This window comes from Micrococcoides hystricis (assembly GCF_042434215.1).
In the GTDB taxonomy this organism is placed as follows: domain Bacteria; phylum Actinomycetota; class Actinomycetes; order Actinomycetales; family Micrococcaceae; genus Micrococcoides; species Micrococcoides hystricis.
Map to the genome: position 1 here is coordinate 106,829 of NZ_JBHLUB010000032.1, position 23,289 is coordinate 130,117.

At 60.9% G+C, this 23,289-nt stretch carries 21 protein-coding genes; 10 read left to right on the forward strand and 11 right to left on the reverse strand.

The features are described from left to right. Positions 1–63 precede the first annotated feature (63 nt). On the forward strand, positions 64–561 hold the full coding sequence (locus ACFFFR_RS10810; protein WP_377460354.1) for a DUF456 domain-containing protein: 498 nt from the start codon (positions 64–66) through the stop codon (positions 559–561). After that, a complete protein-coding gene (locus ACFFFR_RS10815) occupies positions 551–1,702 on the forward strand; it encodes an AI-2E family transporter (RefSeq protein WP_377460356.1) in 1,152 nt (383 codons plus the stop codon). Before ACFFFR_RS10810 ends, ACFFFR_RS10815 begins: the two co-directional genes overlap by 11 nt. On the opposite strand, the gene ACFFFR_RS10820 is transcribed toward ACFFFR_RS10815, so the two are convergent. Further along, positions 1,699–2,652, reverse strand: a complete 954-nt coding sequence (locus ACFFFR_RS10820) for an agmatine deiminase family protein (RefSeq protein ID WP_377460358.1) — start codon at positions 2,650–2,652, stop codon at positions 1,699–1,701. The two genes, ACFFFR_RS10815 and ACFFFR_RS10820, sit on opposite strands and share 4 nt — an antisense overlap. 151 nt (positions 2,653–2,803) lie before the next feature. Here ACFFFR_RS10820 and bcp point away from each other — a divergent pair, with 151 nt between their 5' ends. Together bcp and ACFFFR_RS10830 are read left to right on the forward strand one after the other, a co-directional pair. Then, positions 2,804–3,268, forward strand: coding sequence for a thioredoxin-dependent thiol peroxidase (gene bcp, locus ACFFFR_RS10825; protein ID WP_377460359.1), 465 nt, complete (start codon positions 2,804–2,806; stop codon positions 3,266–3,268). A 766-nt stretch (positions 3,269–4,034) separates the two neighbouring features. After that, positions 4,035–4,199, forward strand: a complete 165-nt coding sequence (locus tag ACFFFR_RS10830) for a hypothetical protein (RefSeq protein WP_377460361.1) — start codon at positions 4,035–4,037, stop codon at positions 4,197–4,199. A 231-nt stretch (positions 4,200–4,430) separates the two neighbouring features. On the opposite strand, the gene allB is transcribed toward ACFFFR_RS10830, so the two are convergent. The 5 genes from allB to ACFFFR_RS10855 all read right to left on the reverse strand — a co-directional run bounded on the left by allB (position 4,431) and on the right by ACFFFR_RS10855 (position 10,675). Continuing rightward, complete coding sequence (gene allB / locus ACFFFR_RS10835) at positions 4,431–5,786, reverse strand: allantoinase AllB (protein WP_377460363.1); 1,356 nt, start codon at positions 5,784–5,786, stop codon at positions 4,431–4,433. Between the two features lie 11 nt (positions 5,787–5,797). Beyond that, positions 5,798–6,958 carry a glycerate kinase gene (locus tag ACFFFR_RS10840; protein ID WP_377460365.1) on the reverse strand — a complete coding sequence of 387 codons (1,161 nt, stop codon included), beginning with the start codon at positions 6,956–6,958 and terminating at the stop codon, positions 5,798–5,800. A 30-nt stretch (positions 6,959–6,988) separates the two neighbouring features. Continuing rightward, on the reverse strand, positions 6,989–8,779 hold the full coding sequence (gcl, locus tag ACFFFR_RS10845) for a glyoxylate carboligase (RefSeq protein ID WP_377460367.1): 1,791 nt from the start codon (positions 8,777–8,779) through the stop codon (positions 6,989–6,991). A gap of 35 nt (positions 8,780–8,814) precedes the next feature. After that, positions 8,815–9,708, reverse strand: a complete 894-nt coding sequence (locus ACFFFR_RS10850; protein WP_377460369.1) for a 2-hydroxy-3-oxopropionate reductase — start codon at positions 9,706–9,708, stop codon at positions 8,815–8,817. A 136-nt stretch (positions 9,709–9,844) separates the two neighbouring features. Further along, entirely contained in the window at positions 9,845–10,675 is an 831-nt protein-coding gene (locus tag ACFFFR_RS10855) for a hydroxypyruvate isomerase family protein (RefSeq protein WP_377460371.1), read from the reverse strand. A gap of 692 nt (positions 10,676–11,367) precedes the next feature. On the opposite strand from ACFFFR_RS10855, the gene ACFFFR_RS10860 reads away from it, so the two are divergent. Both ACFFFR_RS10860 and ACFFFR_RS10865 read left to right on the forward strand, forming a co-directional pair. Beyond that, positions 11,368–12,402: a hypothetical protein gene (locus tag ACFFFR_RS10860; RefSeq protein WP_377460373.1), complete on the forward strand. Its 1,035-nt coding sequence runs from the start codon at positions 11,368–11,370 to the stop codon at positions 12,400–12,402. Positions 12,403–12,456: 54 nt separating this feature from the next. After that, positions 12,457–13,533, forward strand: coding sequence for a helix-turn-helix transcriptional regulator (locus ACFFFR_RS10865; protein WP_377460374.1), 1,077 nt, complete (start codon positions 12,457–12,459; stop codon positions 13,531–13,533). A gap of 146 nt (positions 13,534–13,679) precedes the next feature. Here ACFFFR_RS10865 and ACFFFR_RS10870 read toward each other — a convergent pair whose 3' ends face one another. The 5 genes from ACFFFR_RS10870 to ACFFFR_RS10890 form a co-directional block, all read right to left on the reverse strand. Further along, positions 13,680–14,168, reverse strand: a complete 489-nt coding sequence (locus ACFFFR_RS10870) for an SRPBCC family protein (protein ID WP_377460376.1) — start codon at positions 14,166–14,168, stop codon at positions 13,680–13,682. A gap of 344 nt (positions 14,169–14,512) precedes the next feature. Beyond that, complete coding sequence (locus tag ACFFFR_RS10875) at positions 14,513–15,346, reverse strand: bifunctional allantoicase/(S)-ureidoglycine aminohydrolase (protein WP_377460378.1); 834 nt, start codon at positions 15,344–15,346, stop codon at positions 14,513–14,515. Positions 15,347–15,381: 35 nt separating this feature from the next. After that, a complete protein-coding gene (locus tag ACFFFR_RS10880; protein WP_377460380.1) occupies positions 15,382–16,701 on the reverse strand; it encodes a DUF6986 family protein in 1,320 nt (439 codons plus the stop codon). Further along, positions 16,701–18,368: a malate synthase A gene (gene aceB, locus ACFFFR_RS10885; RefSeq protein ID WP_377460381.1), complete on the reverse strand. Its 1,668-nt coding sequence runs from the start codon at positions 18,366–18,368 to the stop codon at positions 16,701–16,703. The genes ACFFFR_RS10880 and aceB overlap by 1 nt, the downstream gene beginning before the upstream one ends. A gap of 39 nt (positions 18,369–18,407) precedes the next feature. Next, positions 18,408–19,790, reverse strand: coding sequence for an NAD-dependent malic enzyme (locus tag ACFFFR_RS10890; RefSeq protein ID WP_377460383.1), 1,383 nt, complete (start codon positions 19,788–19,790; stop codon positions 18,408–18,410). 218 nt (positions 19,791–20,008) lie between these two features. On the opposite strand from ACFFFR_RS10890, the gene ACFFFR_RS10895 reads away from it, so the two are divergent. The 4 genes from ACFFFR_RS10895 (at position 20,009) to ACFFFR_RS10910 (ending at position 23,115) form a co-directional block, all read left to right on the forward strand. Beyond that, a complete protein-coding gene (locus ACFFFR_RS10895) occupies positions 20,009–20,788 on the forward strand; it encodes an IclR family transcriptional regulator (protein WP_377460384.1) in 780 nt (259 codons plus the stop codon). Between the two features lie 395 nt (positions 20,789–21,183). Beyond that, positions 21,184–21,333 carry a hypothetical protein gene (locus tag ACFFFR_RS10900; RefSeq protein ID WP_377460386.1) on the forward strand — a complete coding sequence of 50 codons (150 nt, stop codon included), beginning with the start codon at positions 21,184–21,186 and terminating at the stop codon, positions 21,331–21,333. A gap of 137 nt (positions 21,334–21,470) precedes the next feature. Continuing rightward, the gene (locus ACFFFR_RS10905) at positions 21,471–22,196 is read left to right on the forward strand and encodes a hypothetical protein (RefSeq protein ID WP_377460388.1); all 726 of its coding nucleotides are present in this window, start codon (positions 21,471–21,473) and stop codon (positions 22,194–22,196) included. Positions 22,197–22,314: 118 nt separating this feature from the next. Beyond that, complete coding sequence (locus tag ACFFFR_RS10910) at positions 22,315–23,115, forward strand: hypothetical protein (protein WP_377460390.1); 801 nt, start codon at positions 22,315–22,317, stop codon at positions 23,113–23,115. Positions 23,116–23,289 lie beyond the last annotated feature (174 nt).

A 23,289-nucleotide genomic window follows, 5' to 3' on the forward strand; every position in this document is an offset into this window, starting at 1 on the left:
CTCAGAGAGTCGAAAAGTAATCGAGTCCGGACTTGAGCCGCGGCTGACCAGATCGAAGGAGCCATGGACGCACAGCTCATCGCAACCATCATTGCCGGCATCGTGCTCCTAGTGAGCGTCGCCGGCACGATCGTGCCCATCCTGCCCGGCTCCCTGCTCACCGTGGTCACCCTGTTGGTCTGGGCGATCGTCATGGCCTCTCCCGCCACGTGGGTGGCCGCAATAGTGGGGATGGTGTTCGCGATCCTCGGGTGGGCCTCCGCTGCGATTCTGACCGGAAGGACCATGCGGGCCCGCAACATACCTCGCGGCCCCGTGTTGGTCGGTATCGTGTGCGCCATCATCGGGATGTTCCTGCTGCCAGTGGTCGGCATCTTCCTGGGCTTCGCCATTGGTCTGCTCGGCGCAGAATATGCCCGCCTGAAGGATTTCCGGCAGGCAGCCTCCTCATCTTGGGCGGCACTGAAGTCGATGGGATTGGGCATGGTTTTCGAGTTCGCCGGTGTTGCGACCGCCACCAGCATCTTCCTGTTAGGCAGCGTGATCTACTTTGTCGGCTAACCCACCGATTCCCGTAGAGACCGAGCCGGACAACACCAAGCGGGCAGGCCTCGTCCTGATCTCCCTAGCGGCATTCGTCGTGCTGGTGTTCGCAGCACGCTCGATCGCGGAGATCATCGCCCCTATTTTCTTGGGCCTGAATCTGATGATCGTGGCCCACCCGATTCACCGGGCTCTCGTCAAAGCCAAAATCCCGTCCCCGGCAGCGGCCGTGGTAACACTGCTAACGGTATTAGTGGTCGTCTTTGCCTTCCTGCTCAGCACCATCTGGTCCCTGAGTGAGCTGGTGCGCATCATCCCGGATTACGCGCCGCAGTTCGACGCGCTGCTACGTGATGGCTTGGGTTGGCTGGACTCTGTTGTCGGGATCAGCGCAGACGCGATCGCCTCAGAAGTGAGCAAGGGGCTCACCGCTGCCAACGTGTTGAACCTGCTCACGCCGCTGTTCAACAACTTAGCGGCCATCATGTCCTTGCTGGCCACGCTCCTCATGGCGGTGTTCTTCCTCGCGATGGACTCCACCGACTTCACCCGACGCCTGTCACTGGCCTCCCGCGTGGAACCACGCTTCACTGAAGCCATGCACACCTTCGCGCACGGTGTGCGCCGGTACTGGGTTGTGGCCACCGTGTTCGGACTCATCGTGGCCGTGTTGGACGTCGTTGCCCTCACGATCCTCGGGGTGCCGCTAGCGCTGGTTTGGGGCGTGCTGTCATTCTTGACTAACTACATCCCGAACATCGGCTTCGTTCTCGGTTTGATTCCACCGGCGCTGGTGGCGCTGCTGGAGATCGGCCCGACCGCAGCCCTGTGGGTGGTGATCGCCTACGTGGTGCTGAATTTCGTCATCCAGGCGATCATTCAGCCAAAAGTCGCCGGCGAGTCCGTGGGCGTGACTCCATTCATTTCATTCTTCTCACTGCTGTTCTGGTACTTCGTCCTAGGCGCGCTGGGCGCACTGCTCGCGCTACCGGCCACACTGCTGGTCAGAGCACTCCTGGTGGACGGAAACCCGAAGGCGCAGTGGATTAACCTGTTGATTTCCTCAGACCGCAGGGTGCAGAAAGCCTCGTTGCGTGACGCGGTGCTGCGCAGAAGGGCCGCACGCCAAGAGGCTGCCGCGAAGGCGGCGGCAGACTAGGTCTGCGGGATCAGCAGCACGACATCGGACCAGCTGAGCCCTCTGTGTGCCACGGCCCGCGAGTCCCACTGTTGCACCAGCTTGCCCGGGTACAGGTCCTGGAAGACCTGCAGGGCCGCCGCATCCGAGTCTTCGGCGTAGCTGGGCACGAAGACATGATCGTTGACCACGAGCACGTCGAGGTAGCTGTGGCCGGACACAGATGGGTTGATGGTGGCAATGTTGTAATGCTCACCGGCCGCGTTGGTCCCGCCCTCGATCAAGGCGGCAATTTCTAATGCTTGCTCGAAGCTGTCCTCAAACTCCTGCGGGATCTGCACCACGGCTGTCCGGTCGTCGGTGAAGAACGCCGAAGTGCGGGCCCGGCCCGGGATCCAGACGAATCGTTCGGCGCCCAGCAGCCGGTCCAATTCCCGCTCAATGGCGCCCTTGCTCCATCCGGGGTTGCGTTGCGGGTACAGCAGGGTCTGTTCGGAGAGCACGAGCGTGCCGTTGCCATCGTGCACCATGTCCGAGGCGGAAAAGCTCAGCAGGGAGAAGTCCGAGTCAACGCCGCGGTCACCGGCCAGCCAAGAGCCAAAGCGGTTATCCCAGCGCTGCGGCAGGTCCTGATCTCCCCACGCGTTGAACGTAAAGTCACAAATGCGAAGCTGATCATCGGCAAGAACGGGCACCGCCGTGGCGCCGACCAAGCCCAGATTAAGTTTCTGATCCAGCACGGGCACATTCGGGTCGAGGAAGAACCCAAGATCCGAACGCAGCTGCTGTGGAGCCACCACGTGGACGGGGCACGCCTCGCGCAGCATGTGGGCAGCGGTAGCTGCACTCCGACGCATCGCCGAGAGCTGCAGGAGGGACTGGCCGGTCAGCGCATTCGCGGGCGGGAAAGCCACCAAGGCGTCGATCATGTGCGCATTGAGGGCGGGTAACCGCCGAGGGGAAGGACGCATCATTCTCACTTCGGGCTCGGGTATACCCCTTATTCTAACGACTCGGCACAATCCGCGTTAGTCAGTTCACAAGAGCCCTCAATTTCCGTACAATAGAAACAGGATTCCATAGTTTGGAAACTGTGTTTTTAGTCGAAAGGATGGCTCGCCCATGTCCGAACTTACTGTAGGCGCCGCTGCGCCAGATTTCACCCTCAACGACGCCGAAGGTAACGAGGTCTCGCTGGCAGACTACGCCGGTAAGAACGTCGTGCTCTACTTCTACCCCAAGGCTGCCACGCCGGGCTGCACCACCGAGGCCTGCGACTTCCGCGATAACCTCAACGCACTCAAGGGTGCCGGCTACCAGGTCATTGGCATCAGCCCTGACTCCCCAGAGGACATCAAGGCTTTCGCTGAAGCTGAAGGCCTGAACTTCCCGCTGCTGTCTGATCCAGGCGCTGAAACCGCCAAGGCTTACGGCTCCTTCGGTGAGAAGACCATCAACGGTAAGACCTTCGACGGCACCCTGCGCTCCACCTTTGTCATTGACGGCAACGCACGCGTGACCAAGGCCGAGTACAACGTCGACGCCGACGGCCACGTGGCCCGCCTGCGCGACTCCCTCGGCGTCTAAGCACTCACTGCTTCAGCAACACAAAACTGCGGGGCCGGCCATTTGGTCGGCTCCACACTTGTTTCCCCCTAATTTTCTGGCACGAGAGAGTCGGTCTCCGGGCCACCCATTGGGGTGGGCAGGGTTTCCTCGTTGCGGTGCAAGAAAACCGCCGAAACTGACCCGAGTAGCCGGGTTCGCACCTATTGCTCATCAAGTCACGGCAGCACGAGTTCCTCCGATGTGATGGTTCGATCATGCTGCGGGGAGAAGACAACCACATCTCCGTCTTATCCCACCGCGATGCGGCCCTTACGCTGCAACCCAGCCACGTCGGCCGGGTTCGCTGCTAGCCACTTCATCAGATCTCCAACATGAAACCCCGCCGCCACGCTTCAGTTCACACCAGCGAGAACCACAACTGTAGAGAACCGGTCTAGTCCGTTGGACCTAGTGTGATGCCGTTCAGAACGCCATCTGCTAGAGCCTCCCAAAACGGTGAGCGAGACCCATCTTGGACACCGTTGCTTTGTGACCCCAGCGGGGCGTGGGGGGCAAGGGAATCAACGCTCACCGATGCGGTCAGGGCAACCCCGTGGTTCTTAGCTTGATGCCACAGCGCCAGATCTTCCGTGGAGCGGATGCAGCTGAGGTGAACCGGCGCCTGATGCTGCTGTGTTAGCTGCAATACCTTCAGCAGATTGACGTGATGATCTGGGCTAGGGCAGAGGAGGACAGGCTGGCTAGTCCGTTCTTGGCCGAGGCGCGGTAGTAGTTCTTCCAGCAGGTGAGTCGAGATTTCCAACGCACTGAAGACGGGGAAGCGGTGGTCGGTCGGGACCAAGACGGGCAGGTCCAGCTGCTGGTCCATTTGGATCCGGAGACCGTTGGCGAACTGCTCAAAGCCCACCGCTTCGGTCAGCTGGAAAACTACGTCTTACAGTCTTGCTAACCGAAAAGTGGGTTAAAAGAAAAGGTGGCATCCAACGAGGTTTTGGGAGAACGGCCGACCAAACCGTGATCCCTCGTTGAATGCCACCTTGATTACGGTTGTCTCACCGGACTACCGTAGGTGTGGCGTTAGGTTAGAAGGTGCCGTTCTGGCCTAACGCCTCTCTCACATCGCTACGCTCGCGACCAATGACAAACCGTGTTTCCACGGCAAAGCGTAGCGAGAGCTTTTTTAGTTGTTCCCCTTCGTCAGGATGGCGCCCTTCGGAGTCTGGAAGTCGACTTCCGCGCCCCGGACGTAGGTGGTGTGTACCACGCCGGACAGTTCCTGATCCTGGTACGGGGTGACCGGGTTCTTGTGGTGCAGCTTCTCGGCATCCACCACGAAGGTTTCCTCCGGGGCGAAGACCACCAAGTCGGCGTCGTAGCCGACCGCCAGTTTGCCCTTGCGCTGCAGCCCGACGATCTCGGCCGGATTGGTACCCATCCAGCGGACCACATCGGCGATGGAGAAGCCGCGCTTCTTCGCCTCGGTCCAGATCAGTGACAGACCCAGCTGCAGGGAGGCAATGCCGCCCCAAGCCGCGCCGAAGTCGCCGCCTTCCAGGTCCTTCAGGTCCAGCGTGGAAGGGGAGTGGTCGGAGACGATGGCGTCAATGGTGCCATCTTTCAGACCATCCCAGAGCTGTTCCTGGACGGCGCCTTCGCGAATTGGAGGAGCACATTTGTACGCGGTAGCGCCATCCGGGATATCTTCTGCCTTCAACACCAAGTAGTGCGGGCACGTCTCAACGGTCAGCGGCAGGCCTTCAGCCTTGGCCGCAGCCAGCTTGGCCACGGCGTCGCCGGCAGCCAAGTGCAGCAGGTGAGTCTTCACACCGGTGGAACGTGCGCCATCCAACACGGTGTCAATGGCGGCCAGTTCAGCTTCCTGCGGGCGGGATGCCAAGTAGGCGGCGTAGGAGCGGCCATCTGGCTCCGGAGCCGCGTCAATCGTGTCCGGGTCCTCGGCGTGCAGGATGATCATGCCGTCCAGCTCTGGGATGTCGGCCATGGCCTGCTTGAGCTGCTCGGTGTTCAGGTGCTGGAACTCTTCCACACCGGAGTTGACCATGAAGGACTTGAAACCGAACACACCAGCTTGGTGCAGCGGTGCCAGCTGATCGGCATTATCCGGCACAGCGCCACCCCAGAAACCAACATCGACGAAGGACTTCTCCTGCGCGATACCGGTCTTCAGCTCGAGGGCGTCCATGTCCACGGTGGAGGGCACGGAGTTCAACGGCATATCGATCAGGGTGGTGAAACCGCCCGCGGCAGCAGCCTTGGTTGCGGTGTCGAAGCCCTCCCACGGGGTGCGGCCAGGTTCGTTGATGTGTACGTGGGTGTCCACCAGACCCGGGATCAGCACCTCGTCATCGCCCAAGCGGCGGACGGTAGCGGCGTCAGTACCCAAGGTGGGGTCACCGTCAACCAGCGCCTCGATGGCAGCAATGCGGCCATCCTTGACCGCAACCTGGGCCGGGCCCAGACCGTTTTCGGTCAGCACGTTCTGGCCGTAGACCAGCAAATCGTAAGTGGTAGTCATGTTCGTCCTCGTTAATCCTTGGAATGGTCGGAAAGGATTTCTGCGGCTACGCCCTTGAGCAGCGCAGCAGCGTTTGCCATCGATTTTTTCGGATCCGGCTCGCGGTCTGCAAGCGCGTAGATCTTCGAAAAACCGGCGTCGGCGATCTGCTCTTCAGTGAGCAGGCAGCGCCCGGCGACGGCGACGACGGGAATGTTGCGCTCGTGGGCCAAATCGGCCACCCCAACGGGGGCCTTGCCCAGCAGCGACTGATGATCCAGCGAGCCTTCGCCCACGATCACCAAGTTTGCGTCCTTGATCTTCTCTTTCAGCCCGACGAAGTCGATGACCACGTCGATGCCGCGGCGCCGCTCGGCACCGAAGATGGCCATGGCCATGTAGCCGGCACCACCGGCTGCGCCGGCCCCGGGTGCCTCGGCAGCGCCACGGATGTCCTTATCCGGGCGGGCGGCCGCAAGCTGCTCAACCAGGTTCGCCAGCGCGGCGTCCAAGGTGGCTACATCTTCTTCGGAGGCGCCCTTCTGCGGGCCGAAGATCGCTGGTGCGCCGCGTTCACCCAGCAGTGGGTTGTCCACGTCGGCGGCCAGCACAAAGTTCACGTGCTCCACACGGGAGTCAAAGTCAGTAAAGTCCACTGAGGCCAGCTCGGCCAGCGCGGCTCCACCGTAGGGCAGTTCGTTGCCGGCGGCGTCCAAGAGTTTGGCGCCCAATCCGGTGAGCAAGCCGGTTCCGCCATCGGTATTGGCGGAACCGCCGACGCCCAAGATGATAGTGGTGGCGCCCAGATCGAGCGCTTCACCGATCAGTTGGCCGGTGCCGTGGCAGGTGGCGGTCAGTGGGGCCAGCACCCCACCGGGTAGCAGATCCAGCCCTGATGCGGTGGCTAGCTCTACGACCGCGGTGGCGGTGTCTGGGTTGTAGGCGAATTCCGCGTCAACGTCTTCGCCCGTGGGCCCAAGCACGGTTGCCCGGTGGCGTACAAACCCAGCTGAGACTGCGGCCTGTACGGTGCCTTCGCCACCATCGGCAACCGGTGCTTGGATGGAGCGTACAGCGACTGGGCTGTCAGCGGCGGCAAAGCCGTCAGCAAGTGCCGCGGCCACTTCGGCAGCGGTCAGCGAGCCTTTGAACTTATCCGGGCTGATCAGCACGGTGAGGGGAGGAACAGTCACTGTACGCTCCTTTCTTCTAGTAGTGAGTGATTAGTCCAGCAGCATGAGCGCGGTTGGCGCGTCATCTGCGGAAACGGCGAGGTCTTCGAACTCGTTGACGTTGTCCAGTTCGGTACCCATGGCGATGTTCGTGACACGCTCCAAGATGACCTCGACGACCACTGGGACCTGGTGCTCAGCGGCAATGCCCTGAGCTTCCTTCAGTGCACCTGCGATCTCTTCTGGGTCCTCCACGCGCAGTGCCTTACAGCCGAGGCCTTCAGCAACCTTCACGTGGTCAACGCCGTAACCCTTGGCAGCTGCGGAGACAGCTGGGTCGGTGTTGATGTTTTCGAACGCCAAGGAGACGTGGTAGTCCATCTCGAATGGGCGCTGGGACTGACGGATCAGGCCCAGGTAGGAGTTGTTCACAACAACGTGCACGTATGGCAGGTTGAACTGTGCACCAACGGCCAGCTCTTCAATCATGAACTGGAAGTCGTAGTCACCGGAGAGGGCAACAACGTTCTTCTCAGGCAGTGCACGCTTGACGCCCAAGGCGGCTGGACCGGTCCAACCCAATGGACCAGCCTGACCGGCGTTGATCCAGTGGCGTGGGTTGTAAGTGTGCAGCATCTGCGCACCGGCGATCTGGGACAGACCGATGGTGGTGACGTAGACGGTGTCGCGGTCGAAGACCTTGTTCATTTCCTGGTACACGCGCTGTGGCTTGATCGGCTTGTCCGGGAAGTTGGTCTTGCGCTGCAGCTGACCCTTGCGGGCGGCAGTGGTGCGGGTCCACTCGGAGTAGTCTGGCAGCTTGCCAGCTTCCTTGCGTTCCTTGGCAACCTCAACCAGGACTTCCAAAGCAGCCTTGGCGTCGGAGACCACGCCCAAGTCCGGTGCGAAGACGCGACCGATCTGGGTTGGCTCGATGTCGACGTGGACGAACTTGCGGCCTTCGGTGTACTTCTCGATGGAACCGGTGTGGCGGTTGGCCCAGCGGTTACCGATGCCCAACACGAAGTCGGACTCCAAGAAGTTGGCGTTGCCGTAGCGCTGGTGGGTCTGCAGACCAACCATGCCGGCCATCAGTGGGTGATCATCCGGGATTGCGCCCCAAGCCATCAGGGTTGGGTGAACCGGGACATCCAAGGTCTCGGCCAGTTCGACCAGCAGGTCGGAAGCGTCGGCGTTGATGATACCGCCGCCGGCGACGATGTTCGGCTTGGCAGCTGCGGTCAGCATGTCTAGGACCTTCTCGGCCTGAGCCTTAGTCATGGCTGGCTTGGCAACCGGCAGTGGCTCGTAGGCGTCGATGTCGAAGTCGATCTCGGCCAGCTGCACGTCGATCGGCAGGTCCAGCAGCACTGGGCCTGGGCGGCCGGTGCGCATTTCCTGGAACGCCTTCTGGAAGGCGCCTGGGACCTGAGCTGGTTCCAGAATGGTCATGGCCATCTTGCACAGTGGCTTGGCGATGGACTCGATGTCCACGGCCTGGAAGTCTTCCTTGTGCAGTTTGGACACTGGGGCCTGACCGGTGATGCACAGCATCGGGATCGAGTCAGCCTGGGCAGCGTACAGACCGGTGATCATGTCGGTGCCGGCTGGGCCGGAGGTACCGATGCAGACACCGATGTTGCCGGCTGCGGCACGGGAGTAGCCGTCAGCCATGTGGGAAGCACCTTCAACGTGGCGGGCCAGGGTGTGGTTGATGCCACCGTGCTTCTTCATTGCGGAGTAGAACGGGTTGATCGCGGCACCTGGCAGACCGAAGGCTTCAGTTGCGCCTTCCTTCTCCAGAATCAGCACCGCGGCGTCAACAGCGCGCATTTTTGCCATTGGTATATGTTCCTTTGAAAACGGTTGAGAGAATTTTACTTGTCGCGGCCGGAGAGCTGTTCAACAATCTTCAACAGGCCGGAGTGGTCGAGGCCGCCGTGCCCTTCTGCCACGGTAGCGGCAACGAGCTGGGCTGCAACGGCGCCGAGCGGGAGGATAACCCCGGCTTCGCGTGCAGCGGAGGTAACGATGCCCATGTCCTTGTGGTGCAGTTCCAAACGGAAACCTGGTTCGAAGGAGCGGTCGAGCATCTTCTGACCCTTTTGGTCCAAAACCTTGGAGCCGGCCAAGCCGCCACCGAGGACGTTCAGTGCGGCGTTGGTGTCCACACCGTAGGCTTCAAGGAAGACGATTGCTTCAGCCAGCAGCTGGATGTTGCCAGCAACGATGAGCTGGTTGGCAGCCTTCACGGTCTGACCGGAGCCGGCTGGGCCCACCAGAACGATGGTCTTGCCCATGGCTTCCAGAACTGGCTTCACAGCATCGAAGTCGGCCTGTTCGCCACCGCACATGATGGACAGCACGCCGTCGATGGCGCCTGGCTCGCCACCGGAGACCGGGGCGTCAACTGGGCGGATGCCGGCTTCGACGGCTTCCTTGGACAGTTCAGCGGTCACATCTGGGCGGATAGAGGAGTTGTCAACCCAGTAGGCGCCCTTCTTGGCGTTGGCGAAGACACCGTCTTCACCGCGGACCACACCGGCCACATCTGGGGAGTCCGGGACCATGGTGATGATGACGTCGGCATCCTTCACGGCATCTGCCACGGAGGTTGCACCATTACCGCCGGCTTCGACGAGCTCGTCGATCTTGCCCTGGGAGCGGTTGTAACCGGTGACGTTGAAACCGGCCTTCAGCAGGTTCTTGGCCATCGGCAGGCCCATGATGCCCAAGCCGATGAAAGCTACATTCTTGACTTCGTTAGCCATCTAAGTTCATTCCTTCCAAGATGAGTTCATCAATCAGACCGTGTTCGACGTTGTTCAGTGTCTGGGAGACGGTCAGCGATTCCTCAGTGGTTAAGTTTTCTTCTGTCATGTCCTACTTGGGTGGGACTAAAGGTGCTTAGGCGGAGACGTTGGCCGCGTTGAGCCAGCCAAATGCTTCGTCCTTCGGAGTCTTGTACTCCAGACCGATCACACCGTTGTAGCCCAGCTCGGTGGCGCGGTTCAGCCATTTCTCCAGCGGCAGCTCGCCGGTACCTGGGTAGCTGCGGCCTGGGGCGTCAGCAATCTGGATGTGCGCGAACTCGGCGGCGTGGTTCTCGATGACGGCATCCACGTCGTCACCGTTGACAGCCAAGTGGTAGAAGTCAGCCAGCAGGCCGATGTTGTTGGCGCCAGCTTCCTTGACCTTGGCGATGACAGCCAGAGCGTCGGCAGCGGTCTTCAGCGGGTAGGCTTCGGTGCCGGAGACTGGCTCCAGCAGCACGGTGCCACCAACGCGGGCGACGGAGTTAGCGGCTGCAACCAGGTTCTTGATGGCCAGCTCGTCCTGAGCCTCTGGGGTGTGCTCTGGCTGACGGTTGCCGTACAGCGCGTTGAAGCCCTTGCAACCGGTGGCTTCACCAATGGCGGCCACAACTTCAGCGTTTTCCTTGAATTCGGAGCAGCGGCCCTTCCAAGAAACCAGACCGCGGTCGCCACCTGGCATGTCGCCAGCCTGGAAGTTCAGGCCGGTCAGCTGCACGCCGGCATCCTTGATGGCGTTGACGAAAGCGTCAACATCCTTGTCGGCTGGGACCGACTCAGCGAATGGCCACCAGAACTCGACGTTGTCGAAACCCAATTCCTTCGCAGCGGCTGGGCGCTCGAGCAGGGGAAGTTCGGAAAGCAGGATGGAGCAGTTCAGCGTGTAACGCTTGCGGAACGCATCCGAAGTCAGGGACTGAGTCACGGGACCTCCTAGGTCTTCGCTTTTCACTGTGTGGAAATCTTTTCTTGATCTGTGAAAAGTCTACGGTGTGATAGTTGCCACCGTCAAGCCGTAAATGAAAAATAACTTTCACGATGTGAAAAAGTCTAGCGCGGTGCTGGATCCCGGGCGAACGGCCGGTTGCGGCAACGGAGTTAAGCGTCAGCGTGACTTGCGGGACCTGGACGTGATGCCTATCGCAAGAGAAGAAAAGTACCGATGCGGTTAAAGGTAGAGGGCCGATGAGCACTACCATCCTTGATTGCTGGTAGGCGCTCCCCCTATGTGCGTCTACCAGCGGATGGAACAGGCTCATCGGCCCTTAGTTCCTCTATTTTGCAGGACAACTGCGTTATCCTGTGTCACTTTCAGATCGATAACCGATGATTTTACCCCTGACTTAACCCGGAAGAAAAGCTTATAAGCTAGATGTGACAGACCAACGCCGTTCTGTCAGTACGGCCAAGACATAAGAGGGTGGGTTCATCCGCGATGAAATGCTGGGTGGCCTGTGGCAAGGTCGACGCGAATCTCAGGGCCTACGACCGCTTATTGACCGTTGGGGGCGGCATCCTGCCCTAGCTCGCTTCCATGCGAGCCGGGCTCAGGCGCAACGATTGTTGCTGATCAATGTGCCGCCAGGAGTTGGTAGAGAGCTGTTCGGCGCATCATGGTTGAGCGATTTTCCCGACGGCTACGTTCTTGACCTGTCCAGTTTGGGTCCTCACGATGAGCCAAACATCGAGGCCGTCGAAGCCTACCTTGCCGGCGATGCTAACCGTGGCGTCTGTGTGATCGCTGACGCGACCACGAAACTATCGCAGTGGCGCAGCAGCGCCAACCGTGTCACCGCAGAATTACCGGACCTGCTCCTGGAACAGCAGGAAGCTGAGCAGTTTTACGCCTCGTTGAGGCAATCGACAGCGCAGACAACATTCTCCGAGGCCTGGAATAACGTCGGCGGCTGGCTCTCCGGACTCTTTGCCGCGCACCGCTACGGCGTCGACACCGCCGGCGTGCTCGATGTGATGACGTGGGCGCTGCACAACGCCGATACATATACCGGTACGTTGCGTGATGACCGGCTGGCCGCGTTCCTGACTGACTACAGCGAGAACCTGCTCAAGGTCTACTACTCATCCTTAGTTCTGAACCCGCCGACGCTCGATTCTCTGAGCAAGTCCGGGCTGCTGGTCCACAACGGCAGCTCGTGGGTGATGCCGATCGCGATCCGTCAGGCACTGAAGCAGCACTTCTGGGACAGCGGGGGCGATGAAAGCGAGCTGATCGCCTTTCTGCTGCGTGCCATTGCCCGTACTAAAGATGTCGGTACTGCCCTCGAATACGGTGCTCGGCAAGGGGACTGGGACGCGGTCGGACAATTCTTGGATGAGTACTGGGTCGAGCTTTACACCAAAGAACCCGAAGCGCTGCTGGGCGTGGACGGGCCGTTTCCAGAGAAATTGGTTCAGCGTTTCGGCGACGGAAACCTCTCCCTGCGGATCCTCACCGGGGCCCTAGACGGTAACCCGGAGGCTTGGCGGGTCAATCCGATGCCGCACGATGAGAACCCGACCGTGCGCAGGCTCCGATATCTCGTCTCCCGCAGCCCAGAGCCGGCCACCGCTCAGACCCTGACCATGAATCTGTTGCTACTGACGTACCTGCGGTTCTCGCGCTACTACGCTGAAGCCGTCGTTCAGGCTTAGCGACTCCGCGATCTGACAACTATCAGCAATGATCATGAGCGGCTCAACCCGCTCATGGTGGTCTTCCTCGACCTGCACGTCGGCCTCAGCCTGCTCAAAGGACTGGACCTACCCGGCGCGGAGCTAGCTTTCACGGACAGCTACAACGCGGCCAAGAGCGAAGAGAACCACTTCATCGCGGCCGACGCGGCCGGCAAGCTTGCATTGCTGCTCATGCTTGACGGGCGCTTTACCGACGGGGTGTCTTGGTACAAGAGGTGCTTCGAGCACGCCTACGCAGCGCCGTGGGGTGCGGCGCTCATTCGCCGCTGCGGCAGCCTTGCCAAAGGGTTGTGGCAGCTGCAGCAGTTGAACTATTCAGGGCTCTCCGAGACACTGCGTGAGCTGAAAAGCCACCATCAAGACCTGCTCTGGGAGATCGAACTATATCTGTCCTCAGCGGTCGAAATGTTCTACTACATAGCCCCAAATTCGGTGACCACCGCCCGGCAGGCCCTTGAGCAGAGCGAGTATCAGTTCAGCCCGCTGGGCGAACTGTTCCTCAGCAACACGGTGGAGATGGCCCGGTTCGATCAGGGGCTCACCGGGGAGCTCGAGAGCAGACCAACCCTCACAACCATCTTGTTCGCGCTGCAGATCAACCACCCGGACGCTGCCGCCCGACTCTTGCATCTGATGCCGCAGCAGCATCCGCTGGGCATGTGGAACCGGATGCTGGAGGCCGTCAAAGCCTACCTGCGTGCCGACGACGACATCCCATTGCCCGAACTCGCGGCCCAATACCGACACTTGGGTATCGGCTCGGACTCCCTCTTGGAGGCCCTGCTGGTGAGTCAGTTCCCCGGCAGCCGAGAGGTCTATAAGCATCTAGGTCTGTCCGAGGCCGAATCGAGCCTGCTCACCCAGATCGGTGAGCAGTGGTCCGCGACACTGGAAGAAGCACCCCAGCTGACCCCACGCGAACAAGCCGTGCTGGACCTGCTGCGACAAGGCCTAAGCCGCACCGAGATCGCGGCCAAAACCTTCCGCTCTGAGAATACGGTCAAAGCCCAAATCAGGTCCCTCTACCGCAAACTCGACGCCAGTAACCGCGACCAAGCGTTGCGCCGGGCCCGCATCTTCGGCCTGTAACCGGCCAAGGCGAGCACACAAAAACCGCGATCACCCACACCATGCTTGAGTGATCGCGGTTAGCGCCGGCGGGAAGATTCAGGAGCACCCAACCCGCCGAATTACACGGTGAACCGACCGTGTCTTTGTAACCGGTGAGGGTTAGCCTATTGGTTGTTCCGCTCGTCTTCAGCCTTCTTGGTCTCAATCGGGTTGGAGAGGACCTTGCCCAACAACATCCCATCAAGCTTGGCCAACGAGTATTCCCAGCCCTGAGTCGAGTTCTCCACGTACTCCTCCGGCAACGGCTGCTGGGTGATAGTCATCTTGGTCTCGTTATCCCCGTGCTCGGCTAGCTCAACCCGCAGGTGCACCGGACCGGTTTCAAACGGGGACTCCTCCGACCACTCCAGCAAGCGGCCCTCTTCAATGGCATCCAGCGTCGAGGAGACCTGCGAGGTAATGGTGGGGTTGTCCTTCTGCACGAGGACGAACGAGTTCACCTCGCCCACCCGGGTGTCGATCGAGATGGTCTCCAACGGCACGTGCCACCCCTGCGGTCCAAACCACGTGGTGAAAAGTTCTGGCGTGGTCCAGGCGGCGAAAACCTCCTGCGGTGGGCGAGGGCTGACATGCTCTACTTTGAGTTCGGCCATGATGATCCTCCCAAGATCGATTCAAAATTCAATACGGTCTTCTTTCATCGTAGGGAGAGATACATCACGATGGAAGAGCGTCCTACGCATTGGTCACCGCCAACGCCAAAATAGTGAACGATCGGTCAGTTATTGGGCTTTTCGCCGGTGTTTGTTACGCATTCATGACGCCGGGCGACGACGGTGCCGGCCAACAGCTCACCCAGCGTAGGTGGCCCACAGCCGTTTTTGGGCATGAAAAAACCCGGGACGCGCGACAGTGTGGAGGATGGAAGAGCGCGCATCCCGGGCTTAGTTTTCAACGGAACCGATAGGTTCCTACCCGTTGGCTAAGCGTGTACCGCTTAGAGGGTGATCTGACGGTTGACGTCCTTGTACAGCAGGTAGCGGAAGTTGGACGGGCCACCGGCGTAGCAGGCCTGCGGGCAGAACGCGCGCAAGCTCATGTAGTCGCCGGCCTCAACTTCGACCCAGTCGTCGTTGAGGCGGTAAACGGCCTTGCCCTCGAGGACAAACAGGCCGTGTTCCATTACGTGGGTCTCGGCGAACGGGATGGAGGCACCCGGTTCGAACGTCACGATGTTCACGTGCATGTCGTACGCCAGATCCTCCGGATCCAGCATGCGGGTGGTGCGCCACTTGTTGTCGGTGTCCGGCATGGCGCCCGGCTCAAGGTCCTGCTCGTAGCCGACGACGACCTTCGGGGTGTGACCGGCCAGCGGCTGGTAGCGCTTGCGGATCCAGTGGAACAGCACGTTGCCTTCACCGATGTTCTCGAAGGACCAGTCGGTCCCGGCCGGGGCGTAGGCGAAGCCGCCCTCGCCCAGCTCGTGCGCTTCACCGTCGATGGTCACCTTCGCGGTGCCCTGGGTGATGAACAGGAAGCTCTGGACTTCCGGCTGCGGCTCTGGCTTGTCGGCCTTGCCGCCGGGGCCGACCTCGACCAGGTACTGGGCGAAGGTCTGGGCGCCGCCCGGCACTGGGGAGTTCAGGATCCACAGGCGGGTGTTGCTCCACTCGGGCAGCACCGAGGTGACGATATCCCGCAGCACACCCTTCGGGATGACGGTATACGCTTCGGTGACGATTGCTCGGTCGGTCAACAGATCGGTCTGTGGTGGGTGTCCACCCACGCCGCTGAAGTAGTCCGGAGCAGGATTCTTTGACGTGATAGTCATGTAATCCTCCTAGGGATTGAGATTGGAAGTGTTAGTTAGGCGTTCACTTTGGGCATGTAGCCGGTGCGTGCCAAGTGTGCGAGCTGGTCCAGGCTGACCCCGGCGTTTGCTTCGATTTCTTCGCCCGTGACGGCGCCACAGCTCAGGGCCCGCTGCAGGTAGGCGGCCAACGACTTTGCGGTAGCCGGCTCGTCCATGATCGCGCTGTCCTTCTGGTGGACGTAGTTATCCAAACGGGTGGCGGCAGCGGCAAAGCCCTTGCGGTAGAACGCGAAGGTGGCCAAGAACCGGGTTGGCAGCTGCGCGTAGTGCAGATCCCAGCCCTGGTAGATGCCCCGCTCCAAGTGGCGGGTCACCAGGCGGGCGTGCAACGCCCACGCGGCCCGGACCTGCTCTTCGTCGCCGATCGGCAGGATGTTGGTGGAGCCATCGGAGATGTGCACGCCGGTGCCGGCGATGGCGACCTGCATGACGTCCTTGGCAAAGTCCGCCACGTTGTGCTCCATGGACTGGTAGGCCGCTGCCACTCCGAGGGAGGCGGAGTAATCGTACGTGCCGTAGTGCAGGGAGGTGACACGGCCTTCGCCGGCCTTGATTACGTGGGAGACCTCGAAGGTGCCGTCCTGGGCGATGATGACCTGTGGGGTCTCCACCTGCACCTCGAACTTGATGGTGCCTTCGTCCAACCCGTAGGCCTGCTCGATCTCCTTGGCAGCGGCCACCATGACCTCAACCTGAGCCACCGTGGTGACCTTCGGCAGGGTCAGCACCAGCTCCTGTGGGATCTGGTAGCGGCCGGTAGCCTTCTTGTACTCATCCAGCAGCCCGTACAGGAACAGATCCAAGGTCGCCAGCGCCCGACGGCGGGTGTCCTGCTCAAAGCACTTGAACCGGATCCCAGCAAACGGGGTCGGGGAGACCTTCGGGGACTCCTGCGCGCCGGTCAACCAGGTCTGGGCGATGGCGCGGCCGGCCTTCTCAGCCCACTCGTCTTCCTCGGCGTCGGAGCGGTGCCCAAAACCGTCTTCGAAGTCCAAACGCAGGTCTTCGATCGGTTCGATGTTCAGCTTGGTGACGACGGCGTCGGCCACCTGCTGGCGCAGCTCGGCGTTCAGGCTGGAGCCCAACACGTCATCGGCCAGTCGGCGCATCCCGCCGTGCTTCTCCACCAGTTCCAGGGCCTGCTGACCGTACTGGTACGGCAGGTCCGGGGTGTACCGGTCGGCTGGCACATAAAGGGTGTGGATCGGCTGGCGGACCGGACGATCGCCCGGGTAGTAGGTGGCCAGCAGGTCATCGGTTTCTGCGAGGGCTTGATCGTACTTGGCCAGCAGGTTCTCATTGAGCGTACGCATTAAGCATCGCCCAGCTCGCGAGCAACCACGATGTCGTAGGCCGGCAGGGTCAGGAAGGTGTGGAAGTCCTTGTCCTCGCCGGTGATCATGGTGGACACGATCTTGGCGGCAGGCTCGTAGTACTTCTCGAAGCGCTCGGCGTCGTTAACTTCGCCGCGCAGGCGCTCGACCTCTTCGGCCAGCACCTTCTGCACGTGCTCGGCGGTGATCTTGGTGCCCTCGGCAGTGGTGGCACCGGAGTGGACCTGCTGCCACACTTGGGAGCGGGAGATCTCCGCGGTGGCAGCATCTTCCATCAGGTTGTGGATGGCGACCGCGCCGTTACCGGAGAGCCACACGGCCATGTAGGCCACTGCCACGTACAGGTTCAGGCGCAGACCCTCATCGGTGACGGAGCCTTCAGCGGAGGAGACGTTCAGCAGGTCTGCCGCGGTGACGTTGACGTCCGGGCGCTGCTTGTCCAGCTGGTTTGGCTTGTCCCCGAGGACGGAGTCGAAGACTTCCTGGCAGATCTCCACCAGATCCGGGTGGGCCACCCAGGAACCGTCAAAGCCGTCGTTGGCCTCGCGGGTCTTATCCGCGCGCACCTTCTCGAAGGCGTTCTTGGTGATTTCTGGTTCGCGGCGGTTCGGGATGAACGCGGCCATGCCACCCATGGCGAAAGCGCCACGCTTGTGACAGGTCTGCACCAGCAGTTCGGTGTAGGCGCGCATGAACGGAGCAGTCATGGAGACATCGGCGCGGTCCGGCAGGGCGAAGTCGCCGCCAGCGTCACGGAAGTGCTTGATAATGGAGAACAGGTAGTCCCAGCGGCCGGCGTTCAAGCCAGCGGCGTGGTCGCGCAGTTCGTAGAGGATTTCGTCCATCTGGAACGCGGCCGGGATGGTCTCAATCAGGACGGTGGCGCGCACGATGCCGTGCGGCAGACCCAGTTCCTTCTCGGCGAAGGTGAACACGTCGTCCCAGAGGCGAGCCTCCAGGTAGTGCTCCATCTTCGGCAGGTAGTAGAACGGGCCGTCACCGTTTTCATGCAGGTGAGCGGCGTTGTGGAAGAAGTGCAGACCAAAGTCCAGGAACGCACCGACGCCGTCTTCACCGTTGACGGTGATGTGCTTCTCTGGCAGGTGCCAGCCACGTGGGCGAACCACAACGGTGGCCAGCGGAGCGTCTTCACGCAGTTCGTAGTCCTTGCCATTGTTCGGATCGTGGAAGGACAGGTTCTTGCGGGCCGCGTTGTACAGGTTGGCCTGCGCGGTGATCTGGTTGGCCCAGTTCGGGGCAGCAGCATCTTCCAGGTCAGCCAGCCAGACCTTCGCGCCGGAGTTCAGCGCGTTGATGGCCATCTTGGCTGGGGTGGCCGGACCGGTGATCTCCACGCGGCGGTCGCGCAGTTTCTCCGGAGCCTCGGCAACCTTCCAGTCACCGGCGCGCACATCGGCGGTCTCGGGCAGGAAGTCGATGGTGCCGGCAGCGGCATCCTTCTTGCGGGTTTCCTCGCGGGCAGCCAGCAGCTCGTTGCGGCGGGCAGCGAAGTTGGTGTGCAGCTTCTCCACGAAGGCCAAGGCCTCATCGGTCAGGATCAGCCCGGCAGCTTCCTTGTACTCCGGGGCGTTTGCGGTTGCGGAGGCTGGCAGGTTGTTCAGATCTACCTTGATCTGGAGGGACATGGTGTTTCTCCTTGTCGTCTTGAGGTGGTCGGTTTGGTGTTAGCGCTGCGCGACGTCCGCCACGGCAGTGGCTACGGCCTCGGCAACAGTTGGGTCAAAGACGGATGGGATGATGAAGCCCGGGTTCAGCTGCTCCTCGGAGACGCGGGAGGCGATGGCCTCGGCGGCAGCCAGCAGCATTTCCTGGGTGATGTCGGAGGCGGAAGCATCCAGCAGGCCGCGGAAGAACCCTGGGAAGGCCAACACGTTGTTGATCTGGTTCGGGAAGTCCGAGCGGCCGGTGGCGACGACGGCGGCGTGCTTGGCCGCAGCGATCGGATCCACCTCAGGGACCGGGTTAGCCATAGCGAAGACGATGGCACCGTCGTTCATGGACTCGATGTCGGCCTCGTCCAGCACGTTCGGTGCGGAAACGCCGATGAAGACGTCGGAGCCGACCATGGCTTCCTTCAGGGAGCCGGAGAAGGCCTCTGGGTTGGTGTTCTCGGCCAACCATGCGCGGTGCGGGTCATCGTACTTCTCGCCGCGAACCAGGGCGCCGCCACGGGCAACTGGGATGATGTTCTTGGCGCCGGAAGCAACCAGCAGCTGAATGATCGCGTGGCCGGCCGCACCCACACCGGAGACGACGATGCGGACGTCTTCGATGTTCTTGTTCACCACGCGCAGTGCGTTCTGCAGTGCGGCAACGGTGACGATGGCGGTGCCGTGCTGGTCATCGTGGAAAATTGGAATGTCGAGCTCTTCGCGCAGGCGGTCTTCGATCTCGAAGCAGCGTGGCGCGGCGATATCTTCAAGGTTCACGCCACCGTAGACCGGGGCCAGTGCCTTAACAATGGAGATGATCTCTTCGGTGTCCTGGGTGTCCAGGCAGACCGGCCAAGCATCCACATCGGCGAACTGTTTGAACAGGGCGGCCTTACCTTCCATGACCGGCAGGGCGGCTTCTGGGCCGATGTTGCCCAAGCCCAGCACGGCGGAACCATCGGTGACCACGGCCACGGTGTTACGCTTGACAGTCAGGCGGCGAGCATCATCTTTGTTCTCGGCGATCGCCTGGCAAACACGGGCCACACCTGGGGTGTAGGCGCGGGAGAGGTCGTCACGGTTGCGCAGTGGGACCTTTGGCTCGATGGAGATCTTGCCGCCCAAGTGCATCAGGAAGGTGCGGTCGGAGACCTTCTGGACTTCAACATCGTCCAGTTTCTCCAGTGCTGCTTTGATTTCATCCAAGTGATCGGTGTTCGCGGCGTTGGCGGAGACATCGATGACCATGTGATCGTGGGAAGAGTTCACCACGTCCAGTGCGGTCACCTGAGCGCCGGTCTGTGCGACAGCTGCAGCCAGGTCACTGGTAGCAGTAAAGGTCGCCGGGGCCTGAACGCGAATCGTAATGGAATATCCGGGGCTTGGAGCTACCAAAGCATCCTCCTGAAGAAGTAGTAAGTGGCATGGTCCAAGCCGTTTTGCCTCGTGACATGAACCACGTGAAAGTTTCCGTACTTCGAATAATAGTATCTACGATGTGGAAAAAGCTAGTTAAAACGGCCAAACTTTTCCGAAAGGCGGAAAAGTCCTCCGTTTTTGGGTTACTCTTAGGAACCAGAACCTCTTACCCACACCAAGGATGTTGATGATCCATGAGCGCAACCAAGGGACCGGTCACTAAGTCCGGCGGCGTGCAATCAGTGGAGCGCGCCTTCGATCTGCTGCAGCACATCGCAGATTCTGGCGGCCAAACGACCCTCAGCGAGCTCTCGGAGCAGACTCCGCTGCCACTTCCAACCATTCACCGACTGTTACGTACTTTGTCGATGCTGGGCTACGTGCGCCAGCTGCCGAACCGTCGCTACTCGCTCGGTCCGGGCCTGATTCGCCTGGGCGAGGTCGCTTCCCGCCAGCTCGGCTCCGTCACGATGCCGTACCTGCGCCACTTGGTCTCCGAGCTGGGTGAAACCGCCAACGTCGCGGTGCTCGATGTGGACATGGTCGTCTACATCGCCCAGGTTCCATCGCCGCACTCCATGCGCATGTTCACTGAAGTCGGCCGCCGCGCGCACACCCACGACACCGGTGTGGGTAAAGCCATGCTGGCCACGCTGCCGAACGAGCAGGTTGAATCCATCGTGACCAGTGCCGGCATGCCGACGCCGACCCCGAAGTCGCTCGGCACCTACGAAAGCCTGGTTGAAGACCTAGAAGATATTCGCCAGCGCGGCTACTCCATCGACGAAGAAGAGCAGGAGCTGGGCGTGCGCTGCTTCGCGGTGGCCATCCCGGACGCGCCAACCGAAATGGCGATCTCCGTTTCCGGCCCCACCTCCCGTGTGGACGAGGACTTCGCGCAGCGCGCTGTGCCACTGCTCCTTGAAGCAGCGCGCGGTATTTCCGCCGATCTGGCCGCAGCCGGCAACGCCTAAGCTGCTGTTGTTGGCGAGGCAACCCTAAGAGGTTCACCTAGCCCTGCCAAGAAGTAGTGCGTAATCTGCTCGTCGGATGACAAGGCGCCGAGGCGCTCCGCAGTGAGATGTCCCGGCGCCTTTTGCGTGCCATCTCTACAATTTTTCCGGACTCAACCCCTTTACGGCAGCCCGCCGGGGGAGTACTGTAGTGAAACTCAGTTCTGCAGTTATTGTGAATCACTCATTTTCGTTTCCTGTAGAAAAGTTTCCCAAAACCCTTGACAGCCTAGGCTGACCCCCGCGTATAATTATTTCATCAAGTAAAAAGATGTTTCCACATCGCGGAAACTGAAGATTGAGACTTAGCGAAGGGGGCGGGAAGAGAACCCGCGAGCCGTAACTGAGAGGACACCATGACGAACAAAGAGACTCACACCAACGACCATTCAATTGACTTCTACTGGCCAATCAAGGATGCAGATCCAGACCTGATTGCCGGCCAGTCACAGCCACTGGTGTGCATGGTTCCAGGCCTTCGTTCCGTATTGAAGACCTGCCAGTAAACAACAGGCTTAGATCCAAAGCATTCATAGCAAAGGTCCGGTTCCGCCACCCGCGGGATCGGACCTTTTCTCATGCCCGACACCAATACCTAGTACGATGTGGCCATCGCACCAACACACTTCCCGCATGAGGCCACGTGAAACTCATCAAGCCCATCATCGCCCTGACCGCCGGCGCCCTCTTGCTGGCCGGCTGTGCTTCCCCAGACGTCGACGACGAAACAACCGCCGCGTCCGCCGAGAACCAAAGCCCTGTCGAGAGCATAGACACCGAGAGTCCAACGACTGAGACTCCGACAGAGGAAGAATCCTCACCGAGCCCGTCCGCCACGGCCTCGCCGACGGCGAAACCTTCACCGCTGCCGACCACCAAAGATGAAGTCGATGCCATCCTAGGCTCCGAGCCGCCCACTTACTCGGAACGCGGCACCCTGCCCAAGAAAATCGGACAACCCGGCGCAAAGGGTGAGGAAAACGGGGTCGTCTTCATGTCATTCCGGGTCTCCGACATCGACACCGATGTCACCTGCCAATCCAGTAGCAACAAGCCCGAAAACGGGCGCTTCGTCGCCGTGCACATGGACTTCCAAACCACAAAGGCGATGGCCGATGCAGGGTGGACCGAGCTCTCGCCCTATGACTGGGAGTTCCTCCAAGAAGACGGAACCATGTTCAACGGCTCGGTCTTCACCGAGACAGCACTCACCTGCCTGCCGGATGCAGAGACGTTGCCGGAAAACATTGGCCCCGCTCGCAAGGCCTCTGGAAAAGTCGTCCTCGATGTGACCGAGGATCCCGGCTTCATCGTCTTCGGACGCCAAGAGATCGACAACAACGGCTGGGAATACACCCTCCCGAAGTAACGTCATGATCGTGATGACAGCTGCCTGCACGCGGCAATGAAGTCTAAGATCCTGTTACAAGGGGTTCTCAACGCTCACACGCTCACGTGAGCACCATCAGCACGAAGGAGAAGCGGACATGAAGTCCTTCCGCGTCATCGCACTGTCAGCAGCGACCCTGCTGGCACTCACCGGTTGCTTCGCGCCGCCACAGCCTGTCCAGCCGCAGCCAGCCCCGCCGACTAATCCGGGACCGAGCACCCCCGTCGGGCAGCCCGCGCCGCCATCGCCTTCGGACACTCCTTCACCCAGCGTCTCGGAAACCCCGACGCCGACCCCTACACCGACGCCAACTCCGACTCCTACCCCTACGCCGAAGCCGAGTAAGTCAAAGAAGCCTAAGCCCAAGGCGTACCCGATGCCGAAGCCGTCGCCGCTTCCGACCAAAGTTTCCGAAGTCCGCCGGAACTACAAGCAAACAACCCCGAACTCTCGTGGCGCGTTGCCACGCAATGTGGGCGACTTGGGGGCCGTCGTTAAGACCGGCACTGAGGACACCCTGCTGTTGGTCTTCCGCATCAATCAGATCAAGTCGAATCCAACCTGCGTGTACACCGACTCAAAACCGCGCCACGGCAAACTCGTGGCCATCCACGGCGACTTCAAGGTGTACAAAGCCATCAACGACTCCGCAGGCAGCAAATACGTGACCCCGTGGGCCTGGACTGCACTCAACGCCTCAGGAGAGACCTTCAGCCCCAGCATCGTCACCCCCTCATCGCGGAACTGCCTGCGTGAAAAGGACATGCTGCCGGATCGGCTCGAGGCCGGCGACCAGCTCTCCGGCATGATCGTGCTGGATGTGCCAAAGGATACCACCATGCTGAACTACGGTTCACGGGGTGTCGTCGAAGGCGGTTGGGAATACAAACTCAAGTAAGTAGCCCGAGAAAAGCTTAAAGTCTCTTTTTCTCCACACGACCACTCGGTGTCGTTCACTTTCCACATTCACGTGCGCGAGCCCTGATTGGGCCCGTGTCTGCTTCGTTAGCGTGGTGGACACCTCGCCGAGCTGTTCCCTTTGCTCTCACCCATCCGCAGCTTGGCGGGTGCT

Coding starts and splice junctions, on each gene's coding strand:
- ACFFFR_RS10900 (WP_377460386.1), top strand. CDS start 21,184: ATGACGAACAAAGAGACTCACACCAACGACCATTCAATTGACTTCTAC.
- ACFFFR_RS10875 (WP_377460378.1), bottom strand. CDS start 15,346: ATGACTATCACGTCAAAGAATCCTGCTCCGGACTACTTCAGCGGCGTG.
- aceB (WP_377460381.1), bottom strand. CDS start 18,368: ATGTCCCTCCAGATCAAGGTAGATCTGAACAACCTGCCAGCCTCCGCA.
- ACFFFR_RS10850 (WP_377460369.1), bottom strand. CDS start 9,708: ATGGCTAACGAAGTCAAGAATGTAGCTTTCATCGGCTTGGGCATCATG.
- ACFFFR_RS10865 (WP_377460374.1), top strand. CDS start 12,457: ATGGTGGTCTTCCTCGACCTGCACGTCGGCCTCAGCCTGCTCAAAGGA.
- gcl (WP_377460367.1), bottom strand. CDS start 8,779: ATGGCAAAAATGCGCGCTGTTGACGCCGCGGTGCTGATTCTGGAGAAG.
- ACFFFR_RS10810 (WP_377460354.1), top strand. CDS start 64: ATGGACGCACAGCTCATCGCAACCATCATTGCCGGCATCGTGCTCCTA.
- allB (WP_377460363.1), bottom strand. CDS start 5,786: ATGACTACCACTTACGATTTGCTGGTCTACGGCCAGAACGTGCTGACC.
- ACFFFR_RS10880 (WP_377460380.1), bottom strand. CDS start 16,701: ATGCGTACGCTCAATGAGAACCTGCTGGCCAAGTACGATCAAGCCCTC.
- ACFFFR_RS10870 (WP_377460376.1), bottom strand. CDS start 14,168: ATGGCCGAACTCAAAGTAGAGCATGTCAGCCCTCGCCCACCGCAGGAG.
- ACFFFR_RS10895 (WP_377460384.1), top strand. CDS start 20,009: ATGAGCGCAACCAAGGGACCGGTCACTAAGTCCGGCGGCGTGCAATCA.
- ACFFFR_RS10820 (WP_377460358.1), bottom strand. CDS start 2,652: ATGCGTCCTTCCCCTCGGCGGTTACCCGCCCTCAATGCGCACATGATC.
- ACFFFR_RS10910 (WP_377460390.1), top strand. CDS start 22,315: ATGAAGTCCTTCCGCGTCATCGCACTGTCAGCAGCGACCCTGCTGGCA.
- bcp (WP_377460359.1), top strand. CDS start 2,804: ATGTCCGAACTTACTGTAGGCGCCGCTGCGCCAGATTTCACCCTCAAC.